The 20,504-nt window shown below is 44.2% G+C and carries 17 protein-coding genes; 1 reads left to right on the top strand and 16 read right to left on the bottom strand.

Going from position 1 to position 20,504, the window contains the following annotated elements; all coding sequences use genetic code 11:
• The 13 genes from aac(6') to HMPREF2704_RS01605 all read right to left on the bottom strand — a co-directional run.
• A partial coding sequence (gene aac(6') / locus HMPREF2704_RS01665; protein WP_070845475.1) for an aminoglycoside 6'-N-acetyltransferase occupies positions 1–364 on the bottom strand: 364 nt, incomplete at its 3' end.
• 181 nt (positions 365–545) lie between these two features.
• On the bottom strand, positions 546–1,904 hold the full coding sequence (rlmD, locus tag HMPREF2704_RS01660) for a 23S rRNA (uracil(1939)-C(5))-methyltransferase RlmD (RefSeq protein WP_070845474.1): 1,359 nt from the start codon (positions 1,902–1,904) through the stop codon (positions 546–548).
• 62 nt (positions 1,905–1,966) lie between these two features.
• Positions 1,967–3,280 (bottom strand): LCP family protein, encoded by a 1,314-nt coding sequence (locus HMPREF2704_RS01655; protein ID WP_070845473.1) that lies wholly within the window; start codon positions 3,278–3,280, stop codon positions 1,967–1,969.
• Entirely contained in the window at positions 3,277–4,131 is an 855-nt protein-coding gene (gene pheA, locus HMPREF2704_RS01650; protein WP_003006788.1) for a prephenate dehydratase, read from the bottom strand. The genes HMPREF2704_RS01655 and pheA overlap by 4 nt, the downstream gene beginning before the upstream one ends.
• Positions 4,122–4,607, bottom strand: coding sequence for a shikimate kinase (locus tag HMPREF2704_RS01645; protein WP_003006785.1), 486 nt, complete (start codon positions 4,605–4,607; stop codon positions 4,122–4,124). The genes pheA and HMPREF2704_RS01645 overlap by 10 nt, the downstream gene beginning before the upstream one ends.
• A complete protein-coding gene (aroA, locus tag HMPREF2704_RS01640; RefSeq protein ID WP_037607831.1) occupies positions 4,600–5,883 on the bottom strand; it encodes a 3-phosphoshikimate 1-carboxyvinyltransferase in 1,284 nt (427 codons plus the stop codon). Before aroA ends, HMPREF2704_RS01645 begins: the two co-directional genes overlap by 8 nt.
• Before the next feature lie 172 nt (positions 5,884–6,055).
• Positions 6,056–6,394, bottom strand: a complete 339-nt coding sequence (locus HMPREF2704_RS01635; RefSeq protein ID WP_003006778.1) for a YlbF/YmcA family competence regulator — start codon at positions 6,392–6,394, stop codon at positions 6,056–6,058.
• Between the two features lie 100 nt (positions 6,395–6,494).
• Entirely contained in the window at positions 6,495–7,601 is a 1,107-nt protein-coding gene (locus HMPREF2704_RS01630; RefSeq protein ID WP_070845472.1) for a prephenate dehydrogenase, read from the bottom strand.
• A 16-nt stretch (positions 7,602–7,617) separates the two neighbouring features.
• Positions 7,618–8,784: a chorismate synthase gene (gene aroC / locus HMPREF2704_RS01625; RefSeq protein WP_024055974.1), complete on the bottom strand. Its 1,167-nt coding sequence runs from the start codon at positions 8,782–8,784 to the stop codon at positions 7,618–7,620.
• 6 nt (positions 8,785–8,790) lie between these two features.
• Positions 8,791–9,864, bottom strand: coding sequence for a 3-dehydroquinate synthase (gene aroB / locus HMPREF2704_RS01620; protein WP_070845471.1), 1,074 nt, complete (start codon positions 9,862–9,864; stop codon positions 8,791–8,793).
• Between the two features lie 162 nt (positions 9,865–10,026).
• On the bottom strand, positions 10,027–10,899 hold the full coding sequence (gene aroE / locus HMPREF2704_RS01615) for a shikimate dehydrogenase (RefSeq protein ID WP_070845470.1): 873 nt from the start codon (positions 10,897–10,899) through the stop codon (positions 10,027–10,029).
• Positions 10,889–11,566, bottom strand: coding sequence for a type I 3-dehydroquinate dehydratase (gene aroD / locus HMPREF2704_RS01610; protein WP_070845469.1), 678 nt, complete (start codon positions 11,564–11,566; stop codon positions 10,889–10,891). Before aroD ends, aroE begins: the two co-directional genes overlap by 11 nt.
• Positions 11,563–12,726, bottom strand: coding sequence for a class I SAM-dependent rRNA methyltransferase (locus HMPREF2704_RS01605; protein WP_045759329.1), 1,164 nt, complete (start codon positions 12,724–12,726; stop codon positions 11,563–11,565). The genes aroD and HMPREF2704_RS01605 overlap by 4 nt, the downstream gene beginning before the upstream one ends.
• A 230-nt stretch (positions 12,727–12,956) precedes the next feature.
• On the opposite strand from HMPREF2704_RS01605, the gene HMPREF2704_RS01600 reads away from it, so the two are divergent.
• Positions 12,957–15,116 carry an LTA synthase family protein gene (locus HMPREF2704_RS01600; protein ID WP_049474753.1) on the top strand — a complete coding sequence of 720 codons (2,160 nt, stop codon included), beginning with the start codon at positions 12,957–12,959 and terminating at the stop codon, positions 15,114–15,116.
• A 54-nt stretch (positions 15,117–15,170) separates the two neighbouring features.
• On the opposite strand, the gene pulA is transcribed toward HMPREF2704_RS01600, so the two are convergent.
• The 3 genes from pulA to ligA form a co-directional block, all read right to left on the bottom strand.
• Entirely contained in the window at positions 15,171–17,468 is a 2,298-nt protein-coding gene (pulA, locus tag HMPREF2704_RS01595) for a type I pullulanase (RefSeq protein WP_070845468.1), read from the bottom strand.
• 78 nt (positions 17,469–17,546) lie between these two features.
• Positions 17,547–18,509, bottom strand: coding sequence for a diacylglycerol kinase family lipid kinase (locus tag HMPREF2704_RS01590; RefSeq protein ID WP_003006748.1), 963 nt, complete (start codon positions 18,507–18,509; stop codon positions 17,547–17,549).
• 9 nt (positions 18,510–18,518) lie between these two features.
• A complete protein-coding gene (gene ligA, locus HMPREF2704_RS01585; protein ID WP_070845467.1) occupies positions 18,519–20,477 on the bottom strand; it encodes an NAD-dependent DNA ligase LigA in 1,959 nt (652 codons plus the stop codon).
• Between the last annotated feature and the right edge of the window lie 27 nt (positions 20,478–20,504).

The following is a 20,504-nucleotide window of genomic DNA, read 5'->3' as shown; positions in this document are numbered from 1 at the left end:
TTATAGAATCCGTATTCGTTAAAGTACAGTCACTTGCAAATTCCTTACATCCTTTATTTTTCGCCCATTCCTCACATTTTGTACAGAGGTTTTTAGCAATATCCTTTAAACGATATTCCTCGTCGACAATAATCCCTTCTAAGAATCCAACAGGACTATATTTACAACCTTCAACATAATCAAATCTGAGTGAACATAGTGCTAGACCTACAATTGTGTCACCTTCAACTTCAGTAAAGATTGCAGTATTTTTGCCATTCGTATATCTTTTTACTTCATCAATAGCTTCTTTATCGGTTAATTGGGGCCATAATTGTTTCATTAGTTTAGCCGTTTTTATAGAATCTTTTGTTATTCCATCCATATTGATGTTCCTCCGCAAATTACAGGCAAATGTTTCGAATCATGCTGTTACTTTGTTACTCATTGATTGATAGCAATACCATCCCCTTCTACTTTTCGCTGTTTCAGATCGGAAGAGCAGTGATACGGCCTCAACATGATGCGTTTGCGGGACTCAAAAGGTTCAGTGAACCTTTTGAGGATTAGTTGCGTTTTACTAACAAGCTTACACATTCGACATGGTGCGTCTGTGGAAAAAGATCCACCGGCTGTACTCTCTTCAATTCGTATCCCAACTCTTGGTAGAGTTTGATATCACGCGCCATGGTTGCGACGTTACAGGAGATATAGGCGATGCGTTCAGCTCCTGTTTGAGCGCTTGCTTTGATAAAGCTTTCGGTCAAGCCCTTGCGTGGTGGGTCGACTAGGATAACAGTTGGCTGGATGCCTTCCTTGAGCCAATTCTTCATGGCGTTTTCAGCTGTATCACAGACATAGTGGGCATTGGAGATATTGTTTAATGTAGCATTCTTCTGGCTATTTTCTACTGCTTCGGGGATGACTTCGACTCCATAAACTTCCTTAACATGCTTAGCAACAGATAAGCCAATGGTCCCGATTCCTGAGTAGGCATCGATGACCACATCATCTTCTCTTAACTCCGCAAAGTCGATAGCTGTTTGATAAAGCTTCTCTGCCATTTCGGTATTGATCTGATAAAAGGCTGGTCCAGAGATTTGGAAGCTATTGCCCAACATTTGATCGGTTATATAGTCTTGACCATATAGCGTACGCCATTCCTTTCCAAAAATGGCATTGGTATTCTGATCGTTGATATTTTGCATAACGGATTGGATGGCTGGAAATTGCTTGATCAACTGCTCGATCAACTGGTCCACACGGAAAACCTTGGGACGAGTGGTCACCAAAATGACCATGATTTCTCCTGAATGGTGACCTCGGCGGACCACCAGATTGCGAATCAAGCCAGACTGTTCCTTTTCATCATAAGGCTTGAGGTCAAACCGACGAATCAAATCCCGAAGTGCCAAGACTACTTGGTCAATGACTGGATCTTGGATATAGAAGTCTTCGATCGGCATCAAATCATGAGAGTTCCTGCGAAAGAAACCTGTCTCCACCTGACCATTGACACGACGGACAGGGACTTGGGCCTTGTTGCGGTATTGAACAGGATGGTCCATCCCCAAAGTCAGGGGAACGTCGATATCAGAGATTCCTGCCATCTTGTAAAGGCTATCCTTGACCTGTTTGGCCTTGAATTTCAGCTGCTCCGGATAAGCTAGGTGCCCTAAGTCAGCAATGCCGCTTCGCAAGTAAGCCAGGTCTAGCTCTTCATTGCGGTGAGGGGATTTTTCCAGGTACTCCTCTACTTTTCCATAGCCGATCTTCTTGTTGACCTTGAGCACACGCATGCGGATGACTTCTCCAGGCAGGGCATTCTCCACAAAAAAGACCAGGCCATCGACCTTAGCCACTCCTGCTCCTTCGTGTGTCAAATCGACAATCTCAACGGTTACAATTTCATTTTTCTTTAACATCGTTTTCTATCTTTCTACAAATTAAAAGGGGTGGAGTCCAAAACTCCCATCCCCTTATTATATCATCTCAGTCCCATTTGGTACAATTTCTTTTTATAAGCGTCAAAATCGACCAGCAGGCCTTGGCCACCGTACATATCGTAGGAATCGACCCAATCCCCATTTTCTGGGATGGTCACTCGTTCAATTCCTTTTCCAGCACTTCCGACTAGTCCAAGTCCATTGGTCAATAGGAAAGAGAAAGGAACATTGGTAGACGTCATAGCAAAGACTTTCCCTAGGGCTTCTGATCCCGTAAAGAGTTTGGTTGGATCCTTGATCTGATGCATGATAGCGGACATGACCTCTTGCTGGCGACGAGTCCGGCCAAAATCCCCTTCATCATCCTTACGGAAACGCGAGTAATTGAGAAGGGTCCGGCCATCCATCCGTTGCTTTCCAACCTTGATGGTTTGTTGCGGAACGACACCGTCTTTCATGTTCAAATCGTCTGGAACTTCTACTTCACTGACTTTTTCGCCATCAACCGTTGAAAACTGCGCATTCATCTCGACCCCATTTGGGAAGAGGGTATCGATCGCTGTCGCAAAGGTCTTGAAATCGACCATGGCGTAATATTGGATGTCAATGTCAAAGTTATCTTTGAGCATCTGACGCACCAATTCAGCCCCTTGGTTGTTATTTTGCTCCCCGATGGTGAAGGCAGTATTGAGCTTCTGGTCATAGTAGCCATCGTATTCAGGAATATTTTGCTGGCTCACTCCATCAATATGGACCAGTGTATCCCGCATGAAGCTGACCATCTTGATCTTACCTTCTTTGTTATTGACATTGACCACCATGATGGAGTCTGTCCGGGTTTCATCTGACTTCTCACCGATCCGACCATCTGTCCCCAAGATCAGAATATTGACCCCATCTCGCGACTTCTTGCCGTTAAATTTCTCGACAACAGCAGGCTTGGCATCTTTCCCAGCTGGTTTACTGTTGAGGCCTTTTACAAACATGAAGACCATGCCGCCGATAATGAGCAAGAAAAAGAGAGCAAGCCACTTGAGGATCCGCTTGACGCGGATCTTTTTCCGTGGTTTCTTAGGTAGATCGCTCGTCGCAGCAACTACTTTTTTCTTTGTTTTTTTGCTACGTGATTGGTAAACAGGAAGGTCACCAATCGGTTCAGCAATCTCACCTTGCACTTCTTCTGTAGCGTCTACCTCAGGTTGAAGGGCTTCTGCTTCCTCATAAGCTCCTTGGCTCTTCTTGAGCAGGTAATTGTATTCTAGTTGTTCTCGTTCATTCAAATAATGAAAATTTGAGTATAAGTACTCTAATCGCTTTCGCTCGTGGTGAGATAGAAAGTTGGATTCGTTACTCATCTTTTCTCCATTCCGTTATCTTTTAAGGTATAGACCTGATACTGACCCAAGACTTTTGTCTGAATGCCCAAACTGTCTAATTCTTGATAGGCAAATTGCAAAAGATCAGGCGCTTCATTTAGGAGGTCAATAATGAAAAAGTATTCTCCTAAAGCTGTTTTTAGGGGGCGACTTTCAATTTTGGTTAAATTGATCCCCCGCCAAGCAAAGGTGGACAAACCCTTATAAAGGGCTCCTGCTAGGTTACTTGGCAAGGTCAAGGCCAAGCTAACTTTTTGAAGGGTCGGACTTAAAGTTTCTGAGACCGCTGGCTCTGTTGCCCCTAAAATCCAAAAACGTGTATAATTGTCCTCGATTTCTTGGATGTCTTTGGCCTGGACTTCCAAGCCATACTCACTAGCTGCTGCCAGAGGGGCAATAGCTGCAATTTCCAAGTCTGGATGTTCTGCTACATAGCGAGCTGCATAGGCTGTTGAAGCCGTCATTTCCATGGCCACATCCGGATAATGGGCTCTTAGAAAAGCCTTCCCTTGGGCCAAGGCCTGTGGATGCGAATAGACCGTTCGAATAGGCCGATCTTTTTTAGCTACCAAGAGCTGTTGTTTGATGGGATAGACCACTTCTGCAACGGCCTGGATGGTCCCTTGGTGAAAGAGGTAATCAAGGGTCTCATGGACACTGCCTTCAATAGAGTTTTCAACTGGGACAACCGCAAAATCGATCTCTTGATTCTCATAAGCCTTGATGACATCTGTGATCGTTCGATAGGCGATGCGTTCAGAAGTTGGAAAGCTATGAGTGGCCACATCATGGGTAAAAGATCCCTTAGGACCAAGATAGCCTACAAGCATCGAATGATCTCCGCAATTTCTTCAGGTGTTTTGTCCTCGACATCCACAATATGAGTAGCAATATCCTCATACAAAGGCAAACGACCATCAAAAATCTTCTTAAATTCTTCTTTGGTGTTGTTTAAAAAGAGGGGACGTTGCATGGCTTTGTCATTTTGAATCCGTCTGTACAAGGTTTCAAAATCTACCCGCAAATAAATGTTGTGAGGGTTTTTTTCCAAGAGCGTACGGTTATGAGGATTGACCACAATCCCTCCTCCAGGGGAGATGATGGCCGCCTCGTTTTCCAATAAACGCTCCAGCATTTCAGCCTCGCGACGTCGAAAGGCTGCTTCTCCTTCCACTGCGAAATAGTCATTGATCGACATACCGATCTCTTCAACAATTAATTCATCCATATCATGGAACTTTGGATCAAGAATGCGACCAACGGTCGTTTTCCCAGCTCCCATAAAACCAAGTAAAATTTTAGCCATGCAGTAAGGTCTCCAAATCTTCAAAAAAACTAGGGTAACTGGTGTTGATGGCCTCTGCCCGATCCAACACCACATTTCCATCTCTCACCAATAAGGCAGCAATGGCAGCCATCATCCCAATCCGGTGATCTCCAAAGGTCTCTAAGTCAGCTCCTTGTAGGGGGGTCGGTCCAGTGATGATCATACCGTCTTCCGTTGGCACGACATTGGCTCCCATGGCATTAAGACTATCTGCTACGACCTGGATACGGTCCGTTTCTTTCACACGAAGCTCCTCAGCATCCGCAATCACGGTCTGACCAGTTGCTTGTGTCGCTAGTAACGCAATAATCGGCAATTCATCAATCAAGCGTGGAATCAACTCCCCATCAATCCGAATCCCTTTTAAGGACGAAGTCTTGACAGTGAGGCTTGCAGAGACCGCTTTTTCATCGCGATCCTCAATGGTGAGATCTCCCCCCATTTCTTGAATCACATCGAGAATCCCTGTCCGCGTTTGGTTGATGCCCACATTTTCAATCTTGATCACACTCTCTGGAAGAATGAGGCCAGCCACTAACCAAAAGGCTGCACTAGAAATATCTCCAGGAACGATGACTTCTTGACCTTGGAACTCTTGTCCACCCTGGATGCGAATGGTTTTTTCGTCTACCTGGATCTCCCCACCAAATTGGCGAATCATATCCTCCGTATGGTCACGCGTCTTTTCCTTCTCGATAATGGTCGATTCACCCTCAGCCTGAAGAGCAGCAAAGATGAGAGCCGACTTGACTTGAGCCGATGCGACTGGCAAATGGTAATAAATCGGTTGAAGCTGTTGCGTCCCTTTTTCATGCAAAGGCGGGCAATCACGCTCTCCATGACCAGCAATCTCTACCCCCATCTGACGCAGTGGAATCGCGACACGATCCATGGGACGTTTGGAAAGACTATCGTCTCCGACCATGGTTACTGAAAAATCCTGACCTGCTAAGACACCTGAAATCAAACGAATAGACGTTCCTGAATTCCCCATATCAAGGGGAGATGTCGGAGCTTTAAGACCTTGAAAGCCTACCCCTTGGATCCGAATCACATCCCCATCATCCTGGATGGAGACTCCCAAATCTCGAAACACCTGGATCGTAGAGAGCACATCTTCGCCTCGCAAGATATCATAGACCTTGGTTTCGCCTGTTGCGAGACTTCCAAAAATAATGGATCGGTGACTAATCGATTTGTCACCAGGGACACGAATAATGCCCCTTAGGCCCTTGCTATTGGTTCTTAATTTCATTGCCTTCTCCAGAGTGCTTTTCCACATATTCTATCATAAATAGGACATGAATTCAATTTTTGATCAAAAATTTGGAACAAAAAACGAATGTTTCCAAGCATTTTTTGAGCTTGTTTTTCTCTAGTGGCGAACGAAAATACCAGAGTCGAAATGACAACTCTGGTAGAAATTTCTATTTGTATAAATCTTGAATCGGCTCAAAGATGATCTTTTCAAGATCTGCAAGATAAATAGACAATTGTTGTTGTTTGGTGAAAAATTCATTCACAATTGGACTTGCTTGGATTTTTTCCATATAGTCCTTCATTTCTTGTTGCACAGCTTCTGTTGGAAGTTTACCGGATTGCATCAAGCCTTGCAGTTGATTTTGGAAAGCGACGTATTCGTCAAACAGCGTTTTCGCTTCTGGATTTGCTTCGATCGCTTGCTTGCTTTCTACGACAGCCTTGTATTCAGGAAGGTCTCGCAGGGTCCGAGAGAGTTCGTTTGCTACATCATAAATATTTGCCATTTTATGGGCTCCTTTACTGATAAGATACTTCTATTATACTGCTTTTCCTTCAATATTCCTAAAATGAAGCAGGCCTTTTGATGCAAATCCTTCTGTAGACCTAGCGAGCAAGGACGGTATAAGACGTCGCTTGGCTGATCAATGCTTGGGCCCGCTCCTGATCTTCTGCATTTTTAAAGGTCAACTGCAAAATCCCGTGGATATCTTCACGATTCTCTTCATTGATGTGAATATTGACCAAGGAAATCCCTTGTAGAAGTTGTAAGATTTCGAGGATCACACCTTCCTTATCAGGGACATCGATAAAGAGATCATAGGCACTATCGCGTCCAGCTCGCTGATGTATCTGCATTTCTTTTCGGTGCTTCCGCCCTTCATGGAAAAAGGTCCAAATGGCCTCTTCGTTATCTGCTTGGATGGTCTCAGCCACCTGATCCAAACGCTCTTTGAAATCTGCAATCCGCTCTAATATCGCTTGAGGGTTGGACAAAAGAATAGAAGTCCACATGCCTGGCTCACTTTCCGCAATCCGGGTCATATCTCGAAAGCCACCAGCCGCAAAACGGCGGGTCATTTCATGCTCTTCCCCATAAGCTACGGCCTGCTCGACCAGTGTCGAGGCTAAAATATGAGGGAAATGGCTGATCTGGGAAGTCACTCGATCGTGTTCCTCGGCATCGATTTCAATAAATCGAGATCCCAATCCACTCAGAAGCTCTTTCAACTCTTCCATGGCACCCCCTGTGGTCAATCTGGAAGGGGTAAAAATATAATAAGCGTTCTCAAATAAGGTGGCATCTGCTGCTGCAGCACCTGTCTTATGACTACCAGCCATGGGATGTCCTCCCACAAAGCGTACATCCTTATCTGTAAACACTTTTTCAGCTTGTGCGACAATTTCTGCCTTGGTAGAGCCTGCATCTGTCACTAGTACCCGGTCTTTCAAATTAAGGCCTGCTAAGGTTTCTAAGTAAGATTTGGTTTGCTTGATGGGAAGGGCCAAAATAATGATATCTGCTAAAGGGGCAAAGGCTGCGAAATCATCCGTCACCTGATCCACCATTCCTCTTTCAAGGGCGATGGTTCGAGAGGCTTTACTACGATTGTAACCAAGAATGGTCACATGTGGGTGGGCCCTCTTAATGCCTAGCGCAAGTGAAGCACCAATCAAGCCCAGTCCTGCAATATATACAACTTTCTTCTCCAAAGGAAAACTCTTTCTCTTAAAAATTCTTCGTAAAGTCCCGGTGCTTAGCAACAGCTTCTTTCAATTCTTCCAAGTTATCGGATGAGAATTTTTCAAGCACTTCTGTAGCAAGGACTGTTGCGACCACTGCTTCCATCACCACTCCTGCAGCTGGCAGAGCCGTTGGGTCGCTGCGCTCAACCGTTGCCTTATAAGGCTCATGGGTTTCAATATCCACACTCATCAAAGGTTTGTAGAGGGTCGGAATAGGCTTCATGACACCACGAACCAGAATGGGCTCACCATTGGTCATGCCCCCTTCAAAACCACCAAGATTATTGGTGCGACGGGTATAGCCGGTTTCTTGAGACCAGATGATTTCATCCATAACTTGACTACCTTTTAGGCGACCTGCTTCAAAACCAAGACCAAACTCCACTCCCTTAAAGGCATTGATAGAGACCACTCCTTGAGCGATTTTGGCATCCAATTTCTTGTCCCATTGCACATAGGATCCTAGTCCAACAGGCACACCACCAACCAAGGTTTCCACAATTCCCCCGATGGTATCGCCATCTTTTTTCACTTGGTCAATGTAGGCCTTAACGGCTTCTTCTTGTTCTGGCACAACAATCGAGACTTCCGACTTCGCTGCCTTTTCCTTGATTTCTGAAACGGTTAGATTCTCGGGAATTGCAATCTCGATTCCCCCAAAATTCACAATGTGGCTGGCCACTTCAATACCGATCTCTTCTAAAATCCGTTTAGCAACTGCACCAACAGCTACACGCATGGTTGTCTCACGAGCAGAAGAACGCTCTAAGGAATTACGGAGATCATCGAAACGGTATTTTATCCCTCCGACTAGATCGGCATGACCAGGACGTGGCTTGGTGATCTTACGCAGATTTTTCTTTTTCTCTTCGACCGGTTCTACATTCATGATCTCCAGCCATTTTTGGTGATCCAGATTGGTCACATTCAGAGTAATCGGACCTCCTATAGTCAAGCCATGACGGACCCCTGATGTGATCTCAACACGGTCACTCTCGATTTTCATCCGAGCACCACGACCATAGCCACCTTGTCGACGTTTGAGTTCTTTATTAATATCCTCTTCAGATAAAGGAAGGCCTGCCGGAACCCCCTCGATGATGGCTGTTAGTCGAGGTCCATGGGACTCTCCTGCTGTCAAATATCTCATACGACCTTATTCCTTTCTTTCTAAAAAGTCCTTCATTTCTTGAAGAGGGATTTGATGAATCGCTGCTTGCCCCAACTCTGGAACAATTACTAATTTCAAGTTCGTCCCACGCACTTTTTTGTCATGGGTCAAGGCTTGATAAAGGGATTCTTTATCCCAGTTCTCATAGGCCACCGGAAGGCCAAATTTCCGGCACATTTCTTCGATTTGTTGGCTGATTCCTTTTGGCATCAAGCCCTTTTCTTCTGCAACTCGGGAGAGCTGCACCATGCCCATACTGACAGCTTCTCCATGCATAACCTGCCCATAACCCGCTATCGCTTCAATGGCATGCCCAATGGTATGCCCAAAATTGAGATACAGTCGAATGCCATTGTCCAGCTCATCTGCCACAACATGGTCTCGCTTCACCAGACAAGAATGAGAAATGATGCTCTCTGCATGCTCTAAAATACTCTGGACAGAACCATCCATGGCTTCCAATTCTTCCCAGAGTTCAGTATCTTGGATGAGGCCGTACTTGATGACTTCGCCCATCCCCTCGATCAATTCACGTTGCCCCAAAGTGCTCAACACTTCAGGATCAATAAACACACCATCTGGTTGAGCAAAGGTCCCTACCATGTTTTTAGCAAGTGCTGTGTTGACTCCTGTTTTTCCTCCGATAGAGGAGTCCACCTGTGCGGTCAAGCTAGTCGGGATCTGAACAAAGGAAATTCCTCGCATATAGGTCGAGGCAGCAAAACCAGCCAAATCACCAACTACGCCACCCCCAAGAGCAACGATTCCATCACTGCGCGTCATGCCCTGGGTAGCTAGAAAGTCATAGACTTTTGAAACAGTGGTTAGATTCTTACTAGCTTCCCCTTGAAGAAACTCAAAGCGTACCACTTGAAAACCAGCTTTCTCCAGGCTCTTCTCTACGATAGAGGCATATAGCTTAGCCACGCGGTTATCGGAAATGATCGCGACTTTTTTATCACCCCAAAGAGTGCGCAACCAGTCTCCAACCTGGTTGAGACCACCTCTTTCAATCACAATATCATAGGAATGTCCTGGAATAGGTACCGATACGTTCATAGGAATCTCCTTCACGTTTTTCTTTGATTCTATCTTATCATGAAATAAGGCACATGTCTCAATCAAAATGAAAAAGAGACTAGAGCAAGACTGTTTTTTTTAAAATCAGTTCTTGTTCTAATCTCTTAAAGCTATTTCAATAGGAAAAGGTAAAACCCTCTCTTAGTCACATACAAATTGGCGATATTCTGTTGTCAATGCTTCCCATACAGACTCTGTAGGAAATACTTTCCCAGTCATTAATTCAAAGGCTGCTTCAGCTTGATAAAAGAGCATTCCCAGCCCATTTACCCTCTGGTTTCCTTGATTCACTGCCAATTGCAGAAAGGGGGTCACTGCCGGATAGTAAGCCATCTCTACGATTAAGGCATGTGGGGGAAAGGTCAAGTGACTCGCTATTGGAAGAGACTGACCATCCATTCCAACACCAGTGGCATTTAAGATGAGATCAGCTTGATGAAAAGAGTTTTGAACATCTTCATCTTTCTCAATCGCATACAATTCTATCAAGAAATCAAAGCCTTCTTCAACCAACTGAACTATTGAACGATAATGAACTAATCTCTCCTCTCTCACAAAGACAAGGATACGTTTCACACCTAGATGAATCGCCTGTGCAATAATCGCTAAAGCTGCACCACCTGCACCTAAGAGAACCATTGTTTTTCCCTTAATAGAGAAAGCAGGAGGTAAACTACGAAAGAAACCTATCCCATCTGTATTATAGCCTTTAAGCTTACCATCGCGGTGAACGATAGTATTGACAGAACCGATCTTTCGGGCCATCTCATCCACTTCATCTAAGTAAGGAAAGACCTTCTGCTTGTAGGGCATGGAGATATTGGCCCCAATCATATCCAACTTACGAATTTGGCTGATGGTGCTTTCTAAGTCTTCTTCAGCAATATCCCAAGCTAGATAAGCAGCATTGGTCGCTGTTAATTCATAGGCTAGATTATGGATGAAAGGAGAAATACTATGACGAATGGGATGGGCAATGACCGCTGCCATCCGAGTATATCCGTCAATCTTCATTTAATAACTCCCGAATTCTTCTCATATTTTCAAGAGGAATTTGACCTGGAGCACTTTCATCTCCGACTCTAGCATAAGACCAAGAAGAGCCTGTCAAATCAGCTGTCAAGCGCGAAATCTTCCCGACCTTGCCCATGGAAATCGTTACATATTCTTGCTCAGGGTTCAGTGTCTTGAAACCACGCGTATAATTCATCAAGTCAAGAACATCTTGTTCATTGTGGGCCATGACAGATACTTTGACTAATTTTGGAGAAAAACTGGTCAATTCCGATAAGATCTCCATCATATTTTCCGGAGTTTCTTGGAAGTTATGGTAGCTGAGAACAAGATTTGAAAATTCCAACATCTCTTCAAAGACTTCACGGTGACTATAATACTCGAAATCGATATAATCCGGATGATAGATGGATTGAATATCTTTCAGGATCCCAACATATTCTTCATTAGTCAGCTCCATCCCTCCACCTTCAGCTCGAGTCCGCAAGGTGAATAAAATCTCGCGTCCAGCAAATTTCTCAAAAACTGCAGGAGCGACGGTTAAGATCTCGCTTTTTTCTAAAAAGTCCGCACGCCACTCAATGACATCCGCATCATCGTAACGCGAACCATCTAGTTGTTGCGCCTCTTCTAAGGAGCGAGGCATAATCGACACAACTAACTTCATACATCCACCCTAATCGTAAATACTTTTAAGTAATTACTACTTTCTTCTTTCTTGTTCCATCGAAAATCTCCCGGAAGGCCGTATTCTGCTACATAACGATGTTTACGCCCTTGAAATCCCTTTTCGATTTGTTTTTTAAATTTTTCTTTGGTCACATTTGCCGCATTGGTACTGAGAATCACGGTCCCACCTGGATTTAAAATCTCGAGGGCCTCGCTCACCAACCGATGGTAATCTTTAGCGACTGAAAAGGTCCGTTTTTTATTCCGCGCAAAGCTAGGCGGATCGAGTACGATCACATCATAGCTTAGCTCATGGCGTTTGGCATATTTGTAATAGTCAAAGACATCCATCACGACAAAACGATGAGCATCCAGCGCCAAGCCATTTGCCACAAAATGCGCTTCTGATAATTCTCTACTTCTCTTAGCCAGATCGACCGAAGTCGTCTCTACTGCTCCGCCCATGGCAGCTGCAACAGAAAAAGCAGCTGTATAAGAGAACATATTGAGCAAGGACTTACCAGCAGCGAGCCCCTCAACTAAACTTCCTCGGACTTCATGCTGGTCCAAAAAGATCCCCGTCATCAAGCCATCATTGAGAAAGACTTGGTAAGAGACCCCATTTTCAAGAATCAAAAATTCTTGCGGAGCTTCTTCTCCATAGACATGAGCCGATTCATAGTCCAAACCTTTAAAGCGAATCTTTTCATAGCCGCCTCGGACTTCTGAAAAAGCTTCTTGAAAGGCTGCTAGAATGGTTTCCTTAATCTGAAATACGAAGGGATTGTACCAAGAAAAAACAACAAACTCACCATATAAGTCAACCGTAAAGCCACCAAAACCATCTCCATCTTGGTTAAAGAGACGAAAGGCCGTCGTCGTTTCATCCGCATAATAAGAACGACGGTATTGCTTGGCTTTGATGAAAAGCTTTTTAAAAAAGTCTTGATCAAAAGCGACCAACTCTTGTGAAACAAACCATCCAATCCCTTTATTTTGTTCAGATAAGTATCCGACTCCGAGGTATTGTCCATCTCCTGAAAGCAATTGAACCTCTTGATCCAAAGCAGGAAGTGACTCAAAATCTTGCTTTTCAAGAAGGGATTGTCCTTGTTTGATTTTTGTTGCGACTTGGCGACTAACTGTGAGTTTTTTCATATCCTCTATTATAGCAAAAGTCTGCAGTTTTCACAAAGAGAGGCTTTATTTACTGGAACTTTTTTTACCGTTTTATCCTAGCTTTCATCATTTAGCTTCAAATGATATAAAATGCCGGATCTTTCCTATTTCTTTCCTCTCCTTTACAGTCATTTTTTTCTTTCTCCATAAAATTGTGGTATACTTGTATATGAAAATTTTTAGGAAATAAGACAAGGAAGTAACATTTTGTGAAAAAAATTACGAATTCGATACTCAATTTCATGAGTACCAGACTAGGATTTGTCTTGACCCTTCTGTTGCTCTACTGGTTCAAAACCATGTGGGCCTATTCAGTTGATTTTAATTTAGACATTCAGGGACCGTATCAGATTTTTCTAGCAGTGATCAACCCATTGCCGATTAGTCTGCTCTTCATTGGTCTTGCACTTTATATCAAACGAACCAAGCTCTTTTATAGTTTGGCCTTTGGGATCTACCTTCTCTTATTTATTTGGTTGATTTCCAACTCCATCTATTATCGAGAGTTTACAGACTTCGTAACGGTCAATACCATGTTGGCTTCCAGCAAGGTTTCTGCCGGTCTCGGAGCTGCTGCTTTAGAATTGTTCCGACCTTGGGATGTGATCTACATTCTAGATTTCCCTATTCTAGCTTTCTTCTTCTTTAAGAAATGGATTCGAATGGACAATCGTCCCTTCAATAAACGAGCTAGTTTTGCGGTTACCTCTTTATCGGCTATGCTCTTTTCGGCCAACCTTTTCCTCGCAGAAATTGACCGACCTGAGCTCTTGACTCGTGGGTTCTCAAACTACTATGTCGTTCGTGCCCTAGGCTTACCAGCCTTTCTGGGTTATAGCGCTAATCAGACCTATGCTGCCAACAAAGAACGTTCCAAAGCCTCCGAAGCAGATTTAAAACCGGTGGAAGAATATATCCAACAGCATTATGCCAAGCCTAATCCTGAGTACTTTGGAATGGCCAAAGGCCGTAATGTTATCTACATTCACTTGGAAAGTTTCCAACAATTCTTGATCGATTACAAGTTGAAAGTAGACGATAAAGAATATGAAGTGACACCTTTCTTAAACTCACTTTACCACTCGAAAGAAACCTTTGCCTTTTCAAATGTTTTTAACCAAGTTAAGGCAGGGAAAACGTCTGATGCGGAGACCATGATTGAAACAGGCCTCTTCGGACTCAACCAAGGTTCCTTTATGGTGAACTATGGTGGAACCAATACCCAACAGGCTGCACCATTTATTCTTTCAAAAAATGGTTACAACTCAAGCGCTGTTTTCCACGGGAATGCTGGAAGTTTCTGGAACCGGAATACCGCCTATAAACAATGGGGCTACAATTACTTCTTTGATGCCAGCTACTTCACCAAACAAAACAGCAGCAATTCCTTCCAGTATGGTCTTAATGACAAATACATGCTCAAGGATTCCATCAAATACCTAGAAAGATTGCAACAGCCTTTCTATACGAAGTTCATTACGGTTTCCAACCACTATCCTTATACAACTAGCTTGTCAGGAGATGATCTCGGCTTCCCTCTAGCTAAGACTCAGGACGAAACCATCAATGGCTATTTTGCGACCGCTAACTACCTAGATTCTTCGATCAAGGCCTTCTTTGATTACCTGAAAGAATCTGGTCTTTACAAAAATTCCATCATCGTTCTCTATGGGGACCACTACGGAATTTCAAACTCCCGCAACCCAGCTCTTGCCCCTCTACTTGGTAAGAACTCTGAAACGTGGTCAAGCTATGACAATGCCATGTTGCAACGCGTTCCTTATATGGTAGTTATTCCTGGAATGGACAAAGGAGGCATTATCAACACCTATGGTGGCGAAATTGATATGCTCCCAACCTTGGAACATTTGCTAGGCATTGAATCCAACAAATTCCTCCAAGTTGGTCAAGATATGCTCTCACCAGATCATGATCAAATCGTCGCCTTCCGCTCCGCTAACTACTTTGTAACTCCAGAGTATACGAGCTATAGTGGCCGGACCTATTACACCAAAACAGGTGAGGAAATCACGAACCCAGACGAAAAAACCAAGGAAGAACTGGACAAGATTAGGGAGGCTGCTAACCTGCAATTGAAGATTAGCGATAGCATCCAGACCGGTGACCTCCTTCGCTTCTTCAAGGGCAATGATCTTGGAAAAGTCAATCCAGATGATTATTCCTACACTAATTCCTTCAAGGCATTGAAGAAGATTGAAAAGGAAAAAGGTGACAAATCAACCAGCCTTTATAACCAACGTGGCAATCAGTCCACCGTTGATCTCTTCAAGGCACCTACTTATAAAGAATTGCACCCAGAAGACGATAGTTCTTCCTCAACAGAGACCAGTAGCAGTTCTTCTAAATAAAAAGAATCCCTGAGTTTTTAAACTCAGGGATTTTGTGATTCCTTTAAAAAGAACTTAGTCTAGGACTTCAAAAACAGAAGCCGTTAAATTCTCCACATAGAATGGCCGTTTATGACGACTATTTCCAACCATCAATTTCAATTTATCTGAATTTTGGAGGTAATATGGAAGTCCGCTGGCGTTGAAGATGACCAAGTACTTCTTGTCTCCTGTTAGTTCAAATATCAGAAGTCCACTACAATCAGTTGCAGATTGGATAAAGACTTGTTGGTAGATTTTATCATAGCTTTCAAGCCCTAAGACAGGAAGACTTGTCTTCAAATTGATCAAGCTTCGGATATAGGCAATTGATTCCTTGTTTTGACTGACCAGATCCCAGTTGACCTGATTCACAAAATCTGGAGCATTGTAGGAATTCATGGCCCGCTCACGATCCAAAGGTGTGATCTCTCCATCAGGACCTGTCGCTACCAATTTAGTCCGCATAAACTCTTGACCCAATTGCATAAAGGTCATACCCTGGAAGAGCAGGTTCATGGCCGTAGCCAACTCTGAGCGCTTGACTAAGCCTGCTACTTCTTCATTTGGATGGAGGGTCTGAAGCAAGTCATAGAGATTATAATTGTCATGAGCCTCCACATAATTCAAAACCTGATTCGGACTTAAATAATGACCCAGCTCTGCACTGCCTAGAACAGCACGCGCAACGATATTCTCTGTTGATTTTCGGCTGACAAAGCCACGTTTGATGGAACCATAAACCTCAGCTCCTTTAATAGCATCGCGCTCCGTGTCGTTAAAGAATCCAATACGTGGCAATTGCGCCGCATTGTCTTTCTTAGCCTTATCCTCTGGTGCGAGACCGGTTCCCATATCCCAACCTTCTCCATAAAGGAGAATGCGAGGATCCAGAGCATCCATCGCCTCCCGAATAGCATTCATTGTCGTCACATCGTGAATGCCCATCAAATCAAAGCGGAAACCATCGATCTGGTACTCTTTGACCCAGTGCATAAGGGAATCAATCATGTACTTGCGGTACATTTCATGCTCACTTGCCGTCTCATTTCCGACACCTGTCCCATTTTGGAAGCGCCCATCTGGCTCCATCCGGTAATAATAATCCGGAACTGTATTTTGGAAAGGACCATGCTCAGTTGAGTAGGTATGATTGTAGACCACATCTATGACTACCGAAATCCCAGCGTCATGATAAGCCCGGATCATCGTTTTAAGCTCTTTCATGGTTTGTTTCGGATTGGATGGATCCGTTGAAAAGCTAGTTTCTGGTGCAGAATAATTCTGAACGTCGTAACCCCAATTATAGGTCACCTGGCCTTCTTCGTCGTACTGTTTAAAGCGATCAGAGATGGGCTGCAGTTGCACGACATTGACACCTAACTGACGGATATAATCAAAGGCAGTCGCATCACCATGGCTATTGACGGTTCCTTCTTGGCAAGCCCCCAGATAGGTTCCACGTAAAGACTCGTCCACACCTGATGTCGGTGACTTGGTCAAATCCCGAAGGTGCATCTCATAAATCACTGCTTGACAAGGATTGTCCAAGCGCCAAGGAGTCGCATCGGCGCCTTTTTTAGGACCCCAATCAAACTGACGATCTGCTCGTGAAAGAATGGCTGAGCGCATCCCATCGGCTGTCGTTGCAATGCTATAAGGATCGCGCGTTACTTGAGTATGGTGTTCAAAATGCACACGATATTGATAGGCCATGCCACTTAAATTTCCTAGAAAATCTAAAATCCAAACACCATGGGTATTTTCTGGGTGGTAGCTAGACTCTTGTTTACCACGCGTCATCGGAATGCTCTTCCAAATAGGCGCATCCGAGTCTGTTGATTGATAAAGCAACAATTCAACTTTCTTAGCCGTTGGTGCCCACAGTTTAAAGCAATGCTCCCCTTCTTCCTCCCGATGACCGAGCCATCCTTGATACGCCCATTTAGCATCAAACTCTCTAGGACGCATTGCCATATCGTAGGCATGAGGCTGACGATGGCTGTAGGCATGACTCGTCAAAGCAGCTTGCAAAGAATAATAGACTGTATCGTCTCCATCGAGAATCCATACTTCTCGAACATAGCCTTCTGGTAAAAGTTCGATTTCAAAATCACGGGTCTTGGTGAGCCAATCCCCTTCTTTGACCAAGACATGGCCCCGGTTCAAGGGTTCTTCGCTCTCATAAATTAGATTGCCTTCTACTCCAAAATAATCCAACTTGGAGAAAGAGACTGATTTTCCTTCTACTTGATCCTGCCACTGCCACATATCATAGGCAAAATAATTTCCTTTTTGCTTATGAAAATGAAGCTTTACATGGTATTGTCGCATAACATTTTCCTATTTCCAATTTAATACCGAAGGAACCATCCGCTTGTAAAACACGTAACGGACTCCAACTATTTGTTTTTATTCTTCAGATGGGTGAACCAAAGCATCGTTGTTGATTTCATCAATATTTGCAAAGAATTCCAAGTGATTATGGAAGACTTCCAATTCAACTGGAGTATCTCCTCCGTACTCCCCATCTAGATTGATACGGAATGGTTGAGCATTTTTTCCTAACATTTCGATCGTCAACTTCTTGGTCTTGAGATATTCTACATTTTCATCGTGCACATGCTTGCCTCCATTGATGGCCTGAATCATCAAGGACAACATGTTAAAGAGCTTAGCAGTTTTTACGATAATCAAGGTAAAGTTCCCATCATCAAGCTTAGCATCTGGCGCGACACTTTCAAAACCAGCAATGGAGTTGGTCAAGGCCACGAAAATCATAGACGCTGGCCCTTCAAAGACACCATTGTCATGCTCAATCCGCACCTTACGAGCCTTGTTTCGCGGCAACATTTTAGCAGCTTCTGCCACATAGGCAAAGTAACCCAAGCGAGATTTAACACTACTTGGAACACTGAAGGTCAATTCTGTCATGGTTCCTGCTGCAGCAATGTTGATGAAATACTTACTGCCATAGGCACGACCAATATCCATCTGAATGGTTTGATTTTTTTCAATAATGCGGGCAGCTGCCACAGGATCGCCCATCGGGATCTTCAAGGCACGCGCATAGTCATTGGTGGTACCGGTCGGGATAAAGGCCATCTGTGGACGATTTTCCAGACCTGCAACCCCATTGACCACTTCGTTAATCGTACCATCTCCACCAGCGGCAATGATTAAATCAAAGCCTGCTTTAGCGGCTCTTTCTGCTTCATTTTGGGCAGAAAATGGTTCAGGAGTCGTTTGATAAGCGCTGGTTTCATAGCCCACGTCTTCAAGTACGTCCAAGACTTCCGCAATATTTTTCTTGATAATTTCTTGCCCAGAGGTCGGATTATAAATTAAACGGGCTTTTTTGATTCGTTCTACCATAAAGATCCTCTATAAACTTTCAAGCCAGGCCTCATCTTCTACCTGGATTCCTAATTCTTGTGCTTTGGTTAACTTGCTACCAGCGTCACTACCTGCAACGACCAAATCTGTTTTTTTGGAAACCGATCCAGTTACCTTAGCGCCCAGACTTTCTAATTTTGCCTTGGCTTCTGAACGCGTGAGGCGCTCTAGCTTCCCAGTCAAAACGACTGTCATTCCTGATAGGGCCGCATCAGCAGCGACTTTTTCACCAAGATAAGCCATATTGACACCAGCTTCTTTGAGCTCTTGCAAGAGACGCTTGGATCCTTCTTGCGCGAAATAACTCTTAAGGCTTTCAGCCACGACCATACCGAGACTATCAATGCTGGCAATCCGTTCTGGATCAGCTGTTGCCAATTGATCGAGGCCATGGAATTCTTGGAGCAAGATTTGACTAACCTTGCTACCGACATGGCGGATCCCCAAACCAAAGAGTAACTTCTCAGCTGAATTCTCTTTTGAAGCTTGAATGGCTTCATGGAGTTTTTCAGCAGATTTTTCTTTAAAGCCTTCTAAGGTCAATAGATCCTCTACGCTTAGGCGATAGATCCCTGCCACATCCTCTACTAACTGAGCTGCAAAGAGTTTCTCTACAACAGCTGGACCCAAGCCTGTGATATTCATAGCATCCCGACTGGCAAAGTGGTTCAATCCTTCCTTAATCTGTGCTGGACAGAGCGGATTGATACAGCGAAGGGCCACCTCATCCTCAAAATGAAGCAACTCACTCTGGCAGCTCGGACAATGAGTTGGAATGGCTAATGCTTGATCAGAGACTCGCTTATCTTTGACAACACGCAAGACCGCTGGAATGATATCACCCGCCTTGTAGACAATGACGGTATCATCCTGATGAATGTCTTTTTCAGCAATATAGTCCACATTGTGCAAGGTTGCCCGACTAACAGTGGTTCCGGCTAGCTGGACTGGAGTTAGATTGGCAGTTGGGGTCACAACTCCGGTCCGTCCAACCGTCCAATCCACCGATAAGATTTTCGCTTCTTTTTCTTCAGCTGGAAACTTATAGGCGACAGCCCATTTAGGAGCTTTTACGGTAAAGCCTAGTTCTTCTTGAACAGCTAGGTCATTGACCTTGATGACGATCCCATCGATATCGTAGGGAAGATCCTCTCGAAGCTGAGCTACTTTTTGGATAAAGTCCCAAATTTGCTCCATATCCTCAGCCAGCACTCGCTCTCGGTTCACAACAAAGCCTAAGCGGGCTAATTTCTCAAGCACGCCTTCCTGACTGCTTTGATCAGTTGGACTCACTTCTTGATACAAGAAGGTCGCGAGATTTCGCTTGGCCACGATTTTCGTATCCAATTGGCGAAGCGTTCCTGCAGCAGCATTCCGTGGATTGGCAAACTCAGGCTCGCCATTTTCTTGACGGATCTGATTGACCCGATCAAAGGAAGCCCGTGGCATGTAGCACTCGCCTCGAACTGTAATGTTCACTGGCTCTGGTAACACCAAAGGAATGTCCTTGACCCGCTTGAGATTCTCTGTAATATCCTCACCGACAGAACCATCCCCACGTGTTGCTCCTGTTACAAGGACACCATTTTCATAGGTGAGGGAAATGGACAAGCCATCGATCTTCAACTCGCATACATAGCTGATGGAAGGAAATTCCTTACGGACACGCTGATCAAAAGCTTCCAATTCTTCACGTGAAAAAGCATCCTGCAAACTATAAAGGGGATACTGGTGCTGGTATTTAGTAAAACCTTTTAAAACCACACCACCTACACGGTGAGTTGGACTCTCTGGTAAGATCTCATCTGGATGAGCGATTTCGAGTTCCACCAACTCCCGATATAGTTGATCATATTCACTATCTGAAACAGATGGAGCGTCTTTTGTGTAATACTCATAAGCATAGCGATTGAGTAATTCCACTAATTCTTTCATTCTGGTTTTCATGTTCTTATTTTATCATAAAATCTTAAT

The organism is Streptococcus sp. HMSC076C09 (genome assembly GCF_001837905.1).
Lineage (GTDB): Bacteria > Bacillota > Bacilli > Lactobacillales > Streptococcaceae > Streptococcus > Streptococcus parasanguinis_I.
The sequence above is the reverse complement of the archived record's forward strand: the minus strand, read 5'-3'. Positions and strand labels throughout refer to the sequence as shown.